Source organism: Pseudomonas sp. NBRC 111124, from assembly GCF_001320245.1.
GTDB lineage: Bacteria > Pseudomonadota > Gammaproteobacteria > Pseudomonadales > Pseudomonadaceae > Aquipseudomonas.
Genome location: NZ_BCBA01000021.1, coordinates 1 through 13,861, shown reverse-complemented (window position 1 = coordinate 13,861; position 13,861 = coordinate 1). Strand labels below are relative to the sequence as shown.

Genomic DNA, 13,861 nt, shown 5'->3' with positions numbered 1-13,861 from the left:
GGGCGGCATGGGGAACAGGGTCGGCAACGGCATTCGAGAACGCTTGCAGAAGCTGCCGCGCGGGCACAAGCGCTTGCTTCAGGTAGTAACTGACGTCGTTCTGGTCTGGTGCGCTTTGTGGATGGCTTTCGTGGTCAGGCTGGGGATAGGCGATCTGATAAACCCGCTCCTCAACCATACATGGCTGTTCTTGTGTGCTCCCGTTGTGGCCATCCCGTTGTTCATACGGTTTGGACTCTATCGGGCTGTAATGAGGTATTTCGGCAACGATGCCCTTATCGCAATCATCAAGGCGGTTACCCTCTCAGCGTTGATCCTGGGTGTGGTCATCTACTGGATGGGCGACCACCATGCCGTCGTACCCCGCTCGATCACCTTCAATTACTGGTGGTTGAGCTTGATCATGGTGGGCGGGTTGCGTTTGGCCATGCGTCAGTACTTCTTGGGTGACTGGTTCAGTGCTGCAGTGCAGCACGTGCCGTTCGCCAGCCGTGACGATGGCCTTCCTAAAGTCGCTATTTATGGCGCCGGTGCAGCAGGCAACCAGTTGGTGGCTGCGTTGCGCATGGATAAAGTCATGCGTCCGGTTGCCTTCATTGATGATGACGCTAGCCTTACCGACCGTGTGATTGCCGGCCTGCAGGTGTACCACCCGGAACAGCTGCAGCGGCTGATCGACGTAACGGGCGCTCAAGAGATTCTGCTGGCAATTCCATCGTCCACTCGCACGCGTCGGCGGGAGATCCTCAATCTCCTTGAAGGCTTCCCGTTGCATGTCCGGACGATCCCCGGATTCATGGATCTGGCCAGTGGCAGGGTCAAGGTCGATGATATTCGCGAAGTCGATATTGCCGATCTGCTCGGCCGCGATGCGGTACCTGCACAGCCAGACCTGCTGCAGCGTTGCATTGTGGAACAGACAGTGCTGGTGACAGGGGCTGGGGGCTCGATCGGTTCGGAACTGTGCCGGCAGATACTCGGCCAGAAGCCGCGTACCTTGCTACTGTTCGACCACAGTGAGTTCAACCTGTACAACATCCTGTCGGAGCTGGAGCAGCGGATTTCTCGTGAATCCCTGGCAATTCGCCTTATCCCGATTCTTGGGTCTGTGCGCAACCAGACGCAGCTGCTGGACATCATGAAGGCCTGGCACGTCGACACGGTTTATCACGCCGCGGCTTATAAGCATGTGCCGATGGTTGAGCACAACATTGCTGAAGGTTTGCTTAACAACGTGATCGGCACTTTGCATACCGCTCAGGCTGCTTTGCAGGCTGGTGTTGCCAACTTCGTGCTTATTTCCACTGACAAGGCTGTGCGTCCGACCAACGTGATGGGCAGCACCAAGCGTCTCGCCGAAATGACCCTGCAAGCGCTCAGTCGGGAGCTGGCACCGGTACTGTTTGGTGATGTCGGGAATGTCTCGCAAGTCAACAAGACCCGTTTCACCATGGTGCGCTTCGGTAACGTGCTGGGCTCGTCAGGGTCGGTGATTCCGCTGTTCCACAAGCAGTTGAAGACTGGCGGCCCCCTCACGGTCACGCATCCGAAGATTACCCGCTACTTCATGACCATTCCGGAAGCTGCGCAGCTTGTCATCCAGGCTGGGTCGATGGGCAAGGGCGGGGATGTATTCGTCCTGGACATGGGCGAGCCGGTTCGCATCGTTGAACTGGCCGAGAAGATGATTCACTTGTCAGGCTTCAGTGTTCGTTCCGAGCGCAACCCCATGGGTGACATTGCCATCGAGTTCACCGGTTTGCGCCCGGGAGAGAAGTTGTACGAAGAGCTCCTGATTGGCGACAACGTGCTTGCCACGCGGCACCCGATGATCATGAGTGCCAACGAAGACTTCATCCAGTGGGAGATACTCAAGGATGCGTTGGCGCAGTTGCTGGACGCAGCATCGCATGATGACTTTGTGCGGGTGCGTCAGTTGCTGCGTGAAACCGTGATTGGCTATACCCCTGAGGGGGAGATCGTCGACTGGATCTACCAGCAGCGCCGGCTTGAACCCTAAGCCAACACCCTGACGCATAGAAAAATCTGAGCTCCGTGCCACTCGCCAGATGTCGTTCTGCGAATGGCACGGGCAGACAATCAGGCCATGGCGTTGTGCATTGTCCGCACAATTCGCTCCTGCTGTTGCAGTGACAAGCCGTGCCACAGCGGTAGGCGCAATAGGCGCTCCGAGTGCCCCTCGGTCACCGTCAGGCCACCATGGGTACGCCCGTAGCGTTGCCCAGCCGGTGATGAATGCAGCGGAACATAGTGGAATACAGCGTTGATGTCGTTTTTCTTCAATTCAGCCAGCAGGTGTCGGCGGTCAATCTCGGGCGCCAGCAGTAGGTAGTACATATGGGCGTTGTGCTGGCAGTCTGCGGGGATGATTGGCCGCCGCAAGCGTCCCTGTTGTTCCATCGGTTGTAACAGGTCATGGTAGCGTTGCCAGATCGCCAGGCGGTCTTCGGTGATCTGCTCGGCTTCCTCCAGTTGCGCCCAGAGAAACGCTGCGATCAGCTCACCGGGCAGGAACGACGACCCCACTTCTTGCTAGGTGTATTTATCTACCTCGCCGCGGAAGAAACGACTGAGGTCGGTGCCTTTTTTCACGAATGATCTCTGCGCGCTGCCGCCATCAGCAAACCGGTTGTCGTGATCAGCAGCGCTTGCAATGTCAGGCTGTTGTAGCTCGGAGTTACAAGCCAGGTATCGAAGATCAGTAATACGGCTGTTGCCAGGCCAGCACTCAATGTCGCTCGGAGTAGGAGCTCCCCTGATTGCTTTGGCAAAATTGAGTTGATAAACGCTTGCGACATACCCCACGCGAGGGCAAAGCAGATGAGTATGTTCGCTTGCCGCAAGGCAGTGATGTCCCCTCCTAGCAGTTGATAAAGCGGGTGGTAAACAAAGCCGAACTGGGTAGTGGAGACACTGTAGAGATACGGTGTGGAGATCCAGACCAGATAGAAACTTTCGTCAGTGAAATCGATTCCGTATGCGCTGAACTTGAGCAGCCATCCCAGCAACATCAATGTACCGAATGCGCACGCTACGATCGATATTCGGCGAAACAGTGCATTCACGGCGTTGAATACCTTATCGAATCTGACAGTTGAAGACGGATCAGACACTGGTTTAAAAATGGAGGCACTTTACGCGCTGCTCCACGTGTTGTCAGTAGGATGAGCCTCACATCGTCCGTGCGTCCGCTGCCTAGCCCCTCAAGCCAAACCCCGCCCCAGCCGATACGCTTTCAACGATCTCGTTTACACTTACGGCATCTTTCCTACCGACCCGCATGAGGCCGACCTGAATCCATGACTATCCTGGTTACCGGCGGCGCCGGCTTTATCGGTGCGAACTTCGTACTGGATTGGATGAACCAATCGGGCGAAACCCTCATCAACCTCGACAAATTGACCTATGCTGGCAATCTGCAGAGTCTGGCCAGTCTGCAGGGTAATCCGCAGCATGTGTTCGTGCACGGGGACATCGGTGACGGTCCGCTGTTGCAGCGGCTACTGGCCGAGCATCAACCGCGCGCGGTACTCAACTTTGCCGCCGAGTCGCATGTCGACCGCTCCATTCACGGTCCGCAGGCGTTCGTCGAAACCAATGTGGTCGGTACCTTCCAGTTGCTCGAAGCGGTACGCAGCTATTGGCAGGGGCTGGATGGTGCGACGCAGAATGCGTTTCGGTTTCTGCATGTGTCCACCGATGAGGTGTACGGCTCGCTCAAGGCCGGCGAGCCGGCGTTCACTGAAACCCATCAGTACCAACCCAACAGCCCCTATTCGGCGAGCAAGGCGGCCAGCGATCATCTGGTGCGCTCCTACCACCACACTTACGGCTTGCCTGTGCTGACCACCAACTGCTCGAACAACTACGGGCCGCTGCACTTTCCGGAAAAGCTCATTCCGCTGATGATCGTCAACGCGCTGGCTGGAAAAGCGCTGCCAGTGTACGGCGATGGTCAGCAGATTCGCGACTGGCTGTACGTCAAGGACCATTGCAGCGCCATCCGCCGAGTGCTTGAGGCTGGCACGGTGGGCGAGGTGTACAACGTCGGTGGCTGGAACGAAAAACCGAATCTGGAGATCGTCGAGCACGTCTGTGCCCTGCTCGATGAGTTGCGCCCCCGGGCAGACGGCAAGCCCTATGCGGCGCAGATCAGCTACGTTGCCGACCGGCCCGGACATGATCGACGCTATGCCATCGATGCCCGCAAGCTCGAGCGTGAGCTGGGCTGGAAACCGAGTGAAACGTTCGAAACCGGTATTCGCAAGACGGTGCAGTGGTACCTGGACAATGCGGCATGGGTCGAGGGCGTGCAGTCGGGCAGTTATCGGGAATGGGTAGAAAAGAACTACAGCTGCCGTTCAGGGAAGCACGACAAATGAGCACACTCAAGCAACGCAAAGGCATCATTCTCGCCGGCGGCTCGGGCACGCGCCTGCACCCGGCCACACTGGCAGTTTCCAAGCAATTGCTGCCGGTGTATGACAAACCGATGATCTACTACCCGCTGACCACGCTGATGCTGGCGGGCATTCGTGACATCCTGATCATCTCCACCCCGCAGGACACGCCGCGTTTCGAGCAGTTGCTCGGCGATGGCCACAAGTGGGGCATCAACATCACCTATGCCGTGCAAGCGTCACCCGATGGCCTGGCCCAGGCCTTCATTATCGGTGAGGACTTTATCGGTAACGACCTGTCGGCACTGGTATTGGGAGACAATATCTACTACGGCCATGACTTCCAGTCGCTGCTGCTCGATGCCATGGGTCGCAACGAGGGAGCAAGTGTGTTCGCCTACCACGTGACCGACCCAGAGCGTTACGGTGTGGTCGAGTTCGACAGCCGCGGCAAGGCCATCAGCCTGGAAGAGAAGCCGCTCAAACCCAAGTCCAACTATGCGGTCACCGGGTTGTATTTCTACGACCAGGACGTGATCGAGATGGCCAAAGGGCTCAAGCCTTCGCCACGCGGTGAGTTGGAGATCACCGACCTCAACCGCCTCTACCTTGAGCGCGAGCAACTGTCCGTCGAGGTGATGGGGCGCGGCTATGCCTGGTTGGATACCGGTACCCACGATTCGCTGCTCGAAGCCAGCGGCTTTATCGCCACCATCGAGCGCCGGCAGGGCCTGAAGGTCGCTTGCCCTGAAGAAGTTGCCTACCGTCAGCGCTGGATCGACGCTGAGCAACTGGAGAGGCTGGCCGCGCCGCTGATGAAGAACGGCTATGGTCTGTACCTGCAACGGGTGTTGCGCGACACAATCTTCTGACGCTGAAGGGACTGTGCGCGCTCGCTGTGGGACGTTTTACCTGGCGGGCGTGCAACATGCTGTGACGTCTAATCTGGTTACCATTCCTTTGCGACAAACGCTGGGAGAATGGCCTGTGAGCCGCTAGGTTGAGTGGGCAGCCAAGGATCTTGCTGCTTTCTAACTCAACTCACAGGAGTGACCTTCATGCGTAATACCGTCCTCAATTACCTGCTGTTGCCGCTGTTTGCCGGCTTGTCTTTTTCACTCAGCGCCGCGCCTGTCACTGACACTGCACCGAAGGAACCGGTGCCTATGGTCAGCCAAATACAAGCGCCATCCGGCATGTTGAACCTGAACACCGCAGATGCGCCGACGTTGCAAAAAGAGCTCAATGGCATTGGCAAAGCGAAGGCCGAAGCGATCGTGGCCTATCGGGACGCCAATGGGCCATTCGCTTCGGTAGATGAGCTGCTGGAGATCAAAGGGATAGGCAACGCGCTGCTGGAGCGTAACCGGGGCAAGTTGGTGGTGGAGTAGGTTAGCTGGCCGGGGCTGGCAATTGTCTGCCCCGGCGTCATCGCTTGCAACCTATCGATCCTGCGCATCCTTGGCATCCGCCTCGGCATTGCGTTCATGCACCTTGCGCAGCTGTTCTTCCGTCAACGGCAGTTTCTTCGCCGTATCGCGCAACATCATCAACCCGCCCACGATCGAGCCGAGGGCTATGATGAGTATCAGCCAGGCATACCAGGGCATTGTCGTTCTCCTATGCACGTTGAAGGCTTCGCTTGTACAAAATTTGAGCGATAGCCTTGTCTGTTGGTTCAATTATAGGAGCCGTACCTGCCTGGGCCAATTCTGATGGCGCCCTGGCCCCCAAGGCACGCTCACTTCGTTTACAATGCGCGCCGTTTACGAATTACCAAAGAGACCTTGACCATGTCCGCCTGCCAGACGCCCCTGATCGTCGCCCTGGATTTCCCCACCCGTGATGCCGCCCTCAAGCTGGCCGACCAGCTCGATCCTGCTCTGTGCCGGGTGAAGGTGGGCAAGGAGCTGTTTACCAGCAGTGCTGCAGGCATCGTCGAGACCCTGTGCGAGAAGGGCTTCGAGGTGTTCCTCGACCTCAAGTTCCACGATATCCCGAACACCACCGCCATGGCCGTGAAGGCTGCGGCGGAAATGGGTGTGTGGATGGTCAACGTCCACTGCTCCGGCGGCCTGCGCATGATGGCGGCCTGCCGTGAAGAGCTGGCCAAACGTAGCGGCCCGCAGCCGTTGCTGATCGGTGTTACCGTGCTGACCAGCATGGAGCGTGAAGACCTGGCGGGTATTGGTCTGGACGTCGACCCGCAGGAGCAGGTGCTGCGCCTGGCGGCGCTGGCGGAAAAGGCCGGCATGGACGGCCTGGTCTGCTCGGCGTTGGAAGCACCGGCGTTGAAAGCCGCGCACCCTGGCCTGCAGCTGGTGACCCCAGGCATTCGCCCGGCGGGTAGCGCTCTGGACGACCAACGCCGCATCCTGACGCCGCGCCAGGCACTGGATGCTGGTTCGGACTACCTGGTGATCGGCCGTCCGATCAGCAAAGCAGCGGACCCGGCTCAAGCGCTGGCCGCTGTGGTCGCTGAAATACGCGGCTAAACCGACTCAACGAAAAAAGGGCTGCGATGCGGCCCTTTTTCGTTTCTGTAGGTTTGAGGCTTCAGAAGGGATGTAGCGGTATGAGCGTGGGTCTGTATAGCTGTTCCTACTCTATTTTCAGAAGAGTCCTACACGTATAGGCTGGCGGCATCAGCTGGCTGGAAATATCCTACAAGCCCTGTCGACTCGCGTCTGATTGTTCCTGAATACGCTGCCCTTTAGCCTCTCTGGGTCGCTGGCAGTTCAGCGATCGGGTGTGGAAACCCGCATCAAGCATTTTGGGTTTGTCGTTAATGGCGGCTGTACCCGGAAGGCCTGTGCCTACCGAGTTTTCCTGAATGCACTCGGGTTTCCACTCCGTGTACAGCTGCCACCCTTCCTGTGGAAACGGAAGCGGCAGTCCCAAGCGTTCAGGAGTCTTCATGAAAAAGCTCGTCCCCGACCCACCCCATCACTTCGACCTTCCCTCCGACAAGACGCTCACCAACGCCGTCAGTGAGGGCATCGTCCCCATCGACCACGTGGTGATGAACGTCACCCACTACCTGATGCTCGCCTATAACCATTGCCACCGAACCCTCGATGCCATCGAAGATGACAGCACCCGGGAATCGTTGGTGAATGGGCTGCGCGCCATGCAGCTTGCTTGGGGCCAGGCGGATGCACTGTCACTGGCCTTGGAGCGGTCTACCAGCCTGCATTGAAGCCCTGACAGGCAAGCCAACTTCAGGAGAGCAATCGATGAGCACAGACGACACCCAATTCACTGTCGGCAAAACCACCTTTTGCCAGGGCGAACAGCAGACTCATCCACTGTTCCGCATCGAGCCAGGCATTCCCTGCCGGGATGCCCGCGAGCAGGCGTCGGAATTGATGGGCTATGTCCGTGAACTGACCATCATCGGCCTGATGGATGAAAAGCCCATGATGATCTGGGCCTCGCACTACCTGAGCGCGATGGCCAAGGCCCTGATGGATGATGCTGAGCTGGGCATGGCGCAATGAAGCGGCAGTCCAGAGGCTGAAAAAAGGGCTGGTATGCAGTGCATGCCAGCCCTATTGCATTGCGCAGACTTGAATCAGGCAATGACCAGTGGCGAGAACCCTTTCACCAGATCATCCAGCGCCTTGATCTGCGCCAAAAACGGCTCCAGCTTGTCCAGCGGCAGTGCACTCGGGCCATCGCACTTGGCCTGGTCTGGATTCGGGTGAGCCTCGAGGAACAGCCCGGCCAGACCAACCGCCATGCCAGCACGCGCCAGATCGACCACCTGCTCGCGACGGCCTCCGGAGGCAGCGCCAGACGGATCGCGGTTCTGCAGGGCGTGGGTCACGTCGAAGATGATCGGCAGGTTGTCGCAGGTGCGCTTCATCACGCCAAAGCCCAGCATGTCCACGACCAGGTTGTCGTAGCCCATACAGGTGCCGCGGTCACAGAGGATCAGCTGGTCGTTACCGGCTTCCTTGAACTTGTGCACGATGTTCTGCATCTGCGACGGGCTGAGGAACTGCGGCTTCTTGATGTTGACCGGCTTGCCGGTCTTGGCCAGGGCCACGACCAGGTCGGTCTGGCGGGCGAGGAAGGCCGGCAGCTGCAGCACGTCGACCACTTCGGCAACCGGTGCGCACTGGTAGATTTCGTGCACGTCGGTGATGATCGGCACGCCGAACTCGGCCTTGACCTTCTCGAAGATACGCAGGCCTTCTTCCATGCCCGGACCACGGTAGGAATGGATCGAGGAGCGGTTGGCTTTGTCGAAGCTGGCCTTGAACACGTAAGGAATGCCCAGTTTCTCGGTAACCCGAACGTACTCGGCGCACGCGGTCAGGGCCAGGTCCTCGGACTCGAGGACGTTGATACCGCCGAACAGGACGAACGGGGCGGTATTGGAACATTCGATGTTCTGGGTAATCTTGATCATTTTCTACTCTATGAAGTCCTGGGGTAGCGATGGCGCTCTACCAACGACTTTCGAGTACACCGCTGGTGAAGATATCGCGACGTTTCAGACGCCCGATTTCTTCATGTTTGGCAATCGCATACACCCGGTTGAAAGCAGCGCGTTGCACATCGGGGAAGTACTCGGCCAGTGCGCATTCTACCGCAGCATCATAGTCTGCTTCGGTTATGTAGCGGTAAATTTCTCGGTAGTAGAAAAAGCCGAACTGAAAACCGAGCGTTTCACTGGAGAAGGCCGTCGGCTCGGCGAAGCTGTTCTCCAGGTCGATGGCCAGGGCTTTGCCTTGTTGTGGCAGCATCACATTCGCCACCCACAAGTCCATATGGCTGATGCCGCTACAGTGCAGGGCATGCAGCAATTCGAAGGTTGCCGTGATAACCCGGTGGACCGCATCAGCGCTTCCTCGCAGCACTGTGAGCCCATCGACATGGCCGGTCAGTTGTTCGGTAACGAGGAAGAAGTCCTGCATCAGGCCTAATCGGGAGCGGGTGTAGCCATAGCCGACCAGGTCGGGTACTCGTGCGCCGCGGCGATTGGCCTCGCGGGTGTTGATCAGTTCCTCCAACGACCAGTCATACAGACCGTTACGCTTGGGACTGCCGCGCTGCATGCGCCATTTCTTGCGCAATGAGTCGAGTTTTTCCCGTTTGGTGAACAGCTTGCTTCTGGCGCAACCGAGCGGGGCGCTGACCCGCCTGGCGTTGGTGCTCTGATCGATCAATCTCTCAAAGGCTTGCCGGGTATGGGGAGCAATGGGGGCCTGCAGATGCAAGGTGGTGCCGCGATAACGAAGAGTGTGTGGATATTCGTTTTGCCAAAACTGAGTATTGCGTACCACGCACTCATCCTTGTGGTGTCAAAATGCCATTTTTAATGGATCCAATATTACTAGTTTTTCACAATTTTCCAACAAATCCTTCACATTCAAGGGTATAGGGAGAACGGTAGGGCCGCTTGAGCAGCCCCCGCTACTTCAAACCTTCAACACCAACTTGCCGAAGTTCTCACCGTTGAATAGCTTGAGCAGCGTCTCGGGGAAGGTCTCCAGCCCCTCGACCACGTCCTCCTTGCTCTTGACCTTGCCCGTGGCCAGCCAGCCGGCCATCTCTTGCGCGGCCTTGCCATAGTCCTTGGCGTGGTCCATCACCACGAAGCCTTCCATGCGCGCGCGGTTCACCAGCAGCGCCAGGTAGTTGGCCGGGCCTTTGACGGCTTCCTTGTTGTTGTACTGGCTGATGGCGCCGCAAATGACGATGCGTGCCTTGAAATTGATGCGAGTCAGTACGGCGTCGAGGATGTCGCCGCCGACGTTATCGAAGTACACGTCGACGCCTTTGGGGCATTCGCGCTTCAAGCCGGCCAGCACGTCTTCGGCCTTGTAGTCGATCACGCCGTCGAAGCCCAGTTCGTCTTTGAGGTACTGGCATTTTTGCGCGCCACCGGCGATGCCGACCACATGGCAGCCCTTGAGCTTGGCGATCTGGCCGACGATGCTGCCCACCGCGCCGGCCGCGCCGGAGATGACCACGGTGTCGCCGGCCTTGGGCTGGCCGACCTCGAGCAGGGCGAAGTAGGCGGTCATGCCGGTCATGCCCAGGGCAGACAGGTAGCGCGGTAGCGGGGCCAGGCTGGGGTCGATCTTGTGCAGGCCCTGGGGCTCGCCGGTGAAGTAGTCCTGCACCCCAAGGGCGCCGCTGACGTGATCGCCGGGTTTGTAGTCGGGGTGGCTCGAGGCGACCACTTCGCCGACACCCAGGGCGCGCATCACCTGGCCGAGGGCGACGGGCGGGATGTATGACTTGCCTTCGTTCATCCACCCGCGCATGGCTGGGTCCAGCGACAGGTACAGGTTGCGCACCTGGATCTGGCCGTTGGCCGGGGCCTCGGCAGGTACCGTCTCGAAGGTGAAATCGTCACGGCGCACGGCGCCGACCGGGCGTTTGGCGAGCAGGAAGCGGCGGTTGGTCTGGGTCATGGCAGGTCCTTGTGGGCGATGAGGTACAGCGGTCAATTTAACCCGCTGATGCACGTTGGTCGGCAAAATCACTGGTAAGCATGGTAGCCCAACCGTTGCCCTGATGATGCTGCCCAGCCGGGCGGTGGGCTGACTAGACTCATGGCCCAACCTTCACCCTCTGGAGTAGACGATGAGCATGACCTTTTCTGGCCAGGTAGCCCTGGTCACCGGTGGCGCGGCGGGTATTGGCCGGGCGACGGCACTGGCCTTTGCCCGAGAGGGCCAGAAGGTGGTGGTGGCCGACCTGGATCCGGTGAGTGGAGAGGCCACGGTGGCCTTGATTCGCCAGGCCGGTGGCGAGGCACTGTTCGTGGCCTGTGACGTGACCCAGGACGCCCAGGTGCGCCAGCTGCACGAACGTATCATCGAGGCTTACGGCCGCCTGGACTATGCGTTCAACAACGCCGGTATCGAGATCGAAAAGGGGCGCCTGGCCGAGGGCAGCGAGGCGGAATATGACGCCATCATGGGCGTCAATGTCAAAGGCGTATGGCTGTGCATGAAGTACCAGCTGCCACTGCTGCTGGCCCAAGGGGGTGGGGCGATCGTCAACACTGCTTCGGTGGCAGGCCTGGGGGCGGCGCCAAAGATGAGCATCTACGCCGCCTCCAAGCACGCGGTGATTGGCCTGACCAAATCAGCCGCCATTGAATATGCCAAGAAGGGTATCCGGGTGAATGCCGTGTGCCCGGCGGTGATCGACACCGACATGTTCCGCCGCGCCTACGAGGCCGACCCGCGCAAGGCCGAATTTGCCGCTGCGATGCACCCGGTGGGGCGTATCGGCAAGGTCGAGGAAATTGCCAGTGCGGTGCTGTACTTGTGCAGTGACGGGGCGGCGTTTACCACGGGGCACAGCTTGGCGGTGGACGGCGGTGCGACTGCGATCTGAACATCGCCCGGGGCAGGCTGCCTCCACTGTGCATAGGTAACTTGCTGATCCGCCGTGTATACTCTCGCTCTTCAGCGTTTGGATAACGACATGGAGAGAGTCAGCGCCAACCAGCCCGCCTGCCGCGCCTCGATAATGGATTTCGCGGCCTGCCGGGGCATAGCCGATGGGCCCGTGTTCATCGTTGCCTCAGGCGCTTCCGCCAAGGGCTTCCCACTGCAGCATTTTGCCGGTGTGCCGATGATCACGGTCAATGGCGCGATCTCGATGTTCGCGGAGCACGGCGTGCGCCCCTATTTCTATGTGTGCACCGACACCGGTTTCGCCCAGCAGCAGCCCGAGCTCTACGCCAAGGCGGTGAGGCTAAGCCAACGCCTGGCGATTTGGCCGAGTGAAGTCAGCGCATTGCCGGTAGCGACCCGAGCGCAGGTTTTTCCGTTGGCCAAGGCAGCCCGCTCAAGCTTGCTGGCCCCGCTGTTCAACACTGACCCGATGTTGGTACGCAGCCGTGCAGTATGGGGCAGCCGTTCGCGCTCGGTAGGCTTCAGCAAAAACCTGTCGCAAGGTTTCTTCGATGCCCGTACGGTGGCTTATGCGGCGCTGCAGCTTGCCTTTCATCTGGGGTTCAACAAGGTTTTCCTGGTGGGTGTGGACCTCGATCAGTCCGTAGGGCGCTTTTATGAAACCCCAGGCCAGGCGGTTTCGCGCTGCCACCTCGATGAATCGTATGAGCGGCGCATCTTGCCTTCGCTGAAACTGATGGCCGACCGGGTCGTGAACGAGCAATTCGCCGTCTACAACCTGTCTGCCACCTCGAAAATCCCGGCGTCGGTCATTCCCAAGATCACCCTCGATCAGGCCCAGGCCCTGATCCTCGGCCACGCGCCTCAGGGCTTGCTGTGTAGCCACCCAGCCTGACACGGCGGTGCAACGGCTTACGGATTGCTGGCCTGTTGCATGCTTGGCCTCAAGCTTTGCAAGGCCCCGGCTACTGCAATGCACCCCGCCAGCAATACCCCACCAAACCCCAGCAAGGCCGCGCCCGAGCCCAGGCGGTCGCTCAGTACCCCGGTCAGGATCACCGGCACGCTGAAGCCCAGGTAGGCCAGCAGAAAGAACCCCGCGCTGGCGCGTGTCTTCTCGGCGCCGGCCAGTTCATTCACCGCCGCCAGCCCGCCAAGGTAGATGAAGCCATAACAGGCACTGCTGGCCACCACCGCGCCGGCCAGCACCGCCCACAGTCGGCCGCTGTCAGCGCCCCAGGCCAGCAGGGCATAGCTGCACGGCAGGATCGCCATGCCCAGCAAGGTGGCAGTGCGGCTGGACATGCGCCTGGCCAACGGCTGGAACAGCAGACCGCAGCTGATCACGCAGAAGGTCGAGAACCCCGACCAGTCGCTTAAGCCGTGTTGCCGCAGGATCCCAGGCAGCAGGGCGATCACTAGCCCGACGCAGGCCCAGGCCAGCAGAATCGCCAGGCCATACACCACGCTGCCGCGGGGGTAGCAGGGCAGGCGCAGCATGGCGCTGCGTTGTACCGGGCGAGGGTCGGGCAGGCGCCATACCAGTAACATCGCTAGTGCTCCCAGCAGCAACTGCACGTGGAAGCTGCCGGGTGTCAGGCTCGGGCCGCGCAGCAAGAACAGGCTGGTCAGCGCGGCGCCCAGGCCAAACCCCAGCGAGGTGCTGGCGGTGACCCAGTTGGCGGCACGGGCGCTGCCGCCGGCACCCATCAACTCGGCCATGTACGCCGTTGCCGTGGCCGAGGCCAGGCCCGTGCCGAGGCCCAGGAACAAGCGCGCCACACCGAGGGTTTGCAGGCTCGGGGCGAACAGCATGAGCAGGGTGGCAACCATCGACAGCGCGAGTGCGGCGAGGATCAGTGGCCGCCTCCCGACTCGGTCGGCCAGCCCGCCCAAGGCCAGCAGCACCGGCAGCACGCCCAGCACGTAACCGGAAAAGGCCACCGCAGTGGCGGCGGCGCCCTGGCCGGAAAGGTCGGCGTAGGTGATGTAGAGCGGGGCCTGCAGGTTGACCGCCAGGGTGATCAGGCACAGGGCAAAGGCCAGCAGGCT

At 59.9% G+C, this 13,861-nt stretch carries 15 protein-coding genes and 1 pseudogene; 9 read left to right on the top strand and 7 right to left on the bottom strand.

From position 1 onward, the window contains the following. Window positions 1–7 precede the first annotated feature (7 nt). Entirely contained in the window at window positions 8–2,020 is a 2,013-nt protein-coding gene (locus tag APH28_RS09990; RefSeq protein WP_060508918.1) for a nucleoside-diphosphate sugar epimerase/dehydratase, read from the top strand. A gap of 80 nt (window positions 2,021–2,100) precedes the next feature. On the opposite strand, the pseudogene APH28_RS29130 reads toward APH28_RS09990, so the two are convergent. Continuing rightward, window positions 2,101–2,629: pseudogene (locus APH28_RS29130) on the bottom strand (DegT/DnrJ/EryC1/StrS family aminotransferase); the annotation flags it as partial. Continuing rightward, the gene (locus APH28_RS29125; protein WP_060508916.1) at window positions 2,610–3,086 is read right to left on the bottom strand and encodes a hypothetical protein; all 477 of its coding nucleotides are present in this window, start codon (window positions 3,084–3,086) and stop codon (window positions 2,610–2,612) included. The pseudogene APH28_RS29130 and the gene APH28_RS29125, both read right to left, overlap by 20 nt. 234 nt (window positions 3,087–3,320) lie before the next feature. On the opposite strand from APH28_RS29125, the gene rfbB reads away from it, so the two are divergent. The 3 genes from rfbB (at window position 3,321) to APH28_RS09965 (ending at window position 5,812) form a co-directional block, all read left to right on the top strand. Then, the gene (gene rfbB / locus APH28_RS09975) at window positions 3,321–4,403 is read left to right on the top strand and encodes a dTDP-glucose 4,6-dehydratase (protein ID WP_060508914.1); all 1,083 of its coding nucleotides are present in this window, start codon (window positions 3,321–3,323) and stop codon (window positions 4,401–4,403) included. Beyond that, entirely contained in the window at window positions 4,400–5,293 is an 894-nt protein-coding gene (gene rfbA / locus APH28_RS09970; RefSeq protein WP_060508913.1) for a glucose-1-phosphate thymidylyltransferase RfbA, read from the top strand. Before rfbB ends, rfbA begins: the two co-directional genes overlap by 4 nt. A 186-nt stretch (window positions 5,294–5,479) precedes the next feature. After that, entirely contained in the window at window positions 5,480–5,812 is a 333-nt protein-coding gene (locus tag APH28_RS09965) for a ComEA family DNA-binding protein (protein WP_060508911.1), read from the top strand. A 51-nt stretch (window positions 5,813–5,863) separates the two neighbouring features. On the opposite strand, the gene APH28_RS28020 is transcribed toward APH28_RS09965, so the two are convergent. After that, window positions 5,864–6,031, bottom strand: a complete 168-nt coding sequence (locus APH28_RS28020; RefSeq protein WP_003252762.1) for a DUF2897 family protein — start codon at window positions 6,029–6,031, stop codon at window positions 5,864–5,866. Between the two features lie 183 nt (window positions 6,032–6,214). Between APH28_RS28020 and pyrF the strand changes: the two genes are divergently transcribed. The 3 genes from pyrF (at window position 6,215) to APH28_RS09950 (ending at window position 7,921) form a co-directional block, all read left to right on the top strand. Then, window positions 6,215–6,916, top strand: coding sequence for an orotidine-5'-phosphate decarboxylase (gene pyrF, locus APH28_RS09960; RefSeq protein WP_060508910.1), 702 nt, complete (start codon window positions 6,215–6,217; stop codon window positions 6,914–6,916). A 422-nt stretch (window positions 6,917–7,338) separates the two neighbouring features. Beyond that, window positions 7,339–7,620 (top strand): hypothetical protein, encoded by a 282-nt coding sequence (locus tag APH28_RS09955; protein ID WP_060508908.1) that lies wholly within the window; start codon window positions 7,339–7,341, stop codon window positions 7,618–7,620. 37 nt (window positions 7,621–7,657) lie between these two features. Continuing rightward, window positions 7,658–7,921: a DUF3077 domain-containing protein gene (locus APH28_RS09950; protein WP_060508906.1), complete on the top strand. Its 264-nt coding sequence runs from the start codon at window positions 7,658–7,660 to the stop codon at window positions 7,919–7,921. Window positions 7,922–7,995: 74 nt separating this feature from the next. Here the strand turns inward: APH28_RS09950 and kdsA are convergent, their stop codons facing one another. The 3 genes from kdsA to APH28_RS09935 all read right to left on the bottom strand — a co-directional run bounded on the left by kdsA (window position 7,996) and on the right by APH28_RS09935 (window position 10,852). Continuing rightward, window positions 7,996–8,838, bottom strand: a complete 843-nt coding sequence (gene kdsA / locus APH28_RS09945; protein WP_060508905.1) for a 3-deoxy-8-phosphooctulonate synthase — start codon at window positions 8,836–8,838, stop codon at window positions 7,996–7,998. 37 nt (window positions 8,839–8,875) lie between these two features. After that, on the bottom strand, window positions 8,876–9,715 hold the full coding sequence (locus APH28_RS09940; RefSeq protein WP_060508903.1) for a lipopolysaccharide kinase InaA family protein: 840 nt from the start codon (window positions 9,713–9,715) through the stop codon (window positions 8,876–8,878). Between the two features lie 135 nt (window positions 9,716–9,850). Continuing rightward, the gene (locus tag APH28_RS09935; RefSeq protein WP_060508901.1) at window positions 9,851–10,852 is read right to left on the bottom strand and encodes an NADP-dependent oxidoreductase; all 1,002 of its coding nucleotides are present in this window, start codon (window positions 10,850–10,852) and stop codon (window positions 9,851–9,853) included. 172 nt (window positions 10,853–11,024) lie between these two features. Here APH28_RS09935 and APH28_RS09930 point away from each other — a divergent pair, with 172 nt between their 5' ends. After that, the gene (locus APH28_RS09930) at window positions 11,025–11,786 is read left to right on the top strand and encodes an SDR family oxidoreductase (protein WP_060508899.1); all 762 of its coding nucleotides are present in this window, start codon (window positions 11,025–11,027) and stop codon (window positions 11,784–11,786) included. Window positions 11,787–11,876: 90 nt separating this feature from the next. After that, window positions 11,877–12,704 carry a hypothetical protein gene (locus APH28_RS09925; protein ID WP_060508897.1) on the top strand — a complete coding sequence of 276 codons (828 nt, stop codon included), beginning with the start codon at window positions 11,877–11,879 and terminating at the stop codon, window positions 12,702–12,704. A gap of 17 nt (window positions 12,705–12,721) precedes the next feature. Here APH28_RS09925 and APH28_RS09920 read toward each other — a convergent pair whose 3' ends face one another. Next, entirely contained in the window at window positions 12,722–13,858 is a 1,137-nt protein-coding gene (locus APH28_RS09920; RefSeq protein WP_060509045.1) for an MFS transporter, read from the bottom strand. Between the last annotated feature and the right edge of the window lie 3 nt (window positions 13,859–13,861).

What these genes read in the sequence shown, in the direction of transcription:
- APH28_RS09990 (WP_060508918.1), top strand. Translation starts at nt 8, where the DNA reads ATGGGGAACAGGGTCGGCAACGGCATTCGAGAACGCTTGCAGAAGCTG.
- rfbB (WP_060508914.1), top strand. Translation starts at nt 3,321, where the DNA reads ATGACTATCCTGGTTACCGGCGGCGCCGGCTTTATCGGTGCGAACTTC.
- rfbA (WP_060508913.1), top strand. Translation starts at nt 4,400, where the DNA reads ATGAGCACACTCAAGCAACGCAAAGGCATCATTCTCGCCGGCGGCTCG.
- APH28_RS09965 (WP_060508911.1), top strand. Translation starts at nt 5,480, where the DNA reads ATGCGTAATACCGTCCTCAATTACCTGCTGTTGCCGCTGTTTGCCGGC.
- APH28_RS28020 (WP_003252762.1), bottom strand. Translation starts at nt 6,031, where the DNA reads ATGCCCTGGTATGCCTGGCTGATACTCATCATAGCCCTCGGCTCGATC.
- pyrF (WP_060508910.1), top strand. Translation starts at nt 6,215, where the DNA reads ATGTCCGCCTGCCAGACGCCCCTGATCGTCGCCCTGGATTTCCCCACC.
- APH28_RS09955 (WP_060508908.1), top strand. Translation starts at nt 7,339, where the DNA reads ATGAAAAAGCTCGTCCCCGACCCACCCCATCACTTCGACCTTCCCTCC.
- APH28_RS09950 (WP_060508906.1), top strand. Translation starts at nt 7,658, where the DNA reads ATGAGCACAGACGACACCCAATTCACTGTCGGCAAAACCACCTTTTGC.
- kdsA (WP_060508905.1), bottom strand. Translation starts at nt 8,838, where the DNA reads ATGATCAAGATTACCCAGAACATCGAATGTTCCAATACCGCCCCGTTC.
- APH28_RS09935 (WP_060508901.1), bottom strand. Translation starts at nt 10,852, where the DNA reads ATGACCCAGACCAACCGCCGCTTCCTGCTCGCCAAACGCCCGGTCGGC.
- APH28_RS09930 (WP_060508899.1), top strand. Translation starts at nt 11,025, where the DNA reads ATGAGCATGACCTTTTCTGGCCAGGTAGCCCTGGTCACCGGTGGCGCG.
- APH28_RS09925 (WP_060508897.1), top strand. Translation starts at nt 11,877, where the DNA reads ATGGAGAGAGTCAGCGCCAACCAGCCCGCCTGCCGCGCCTCGATAATG.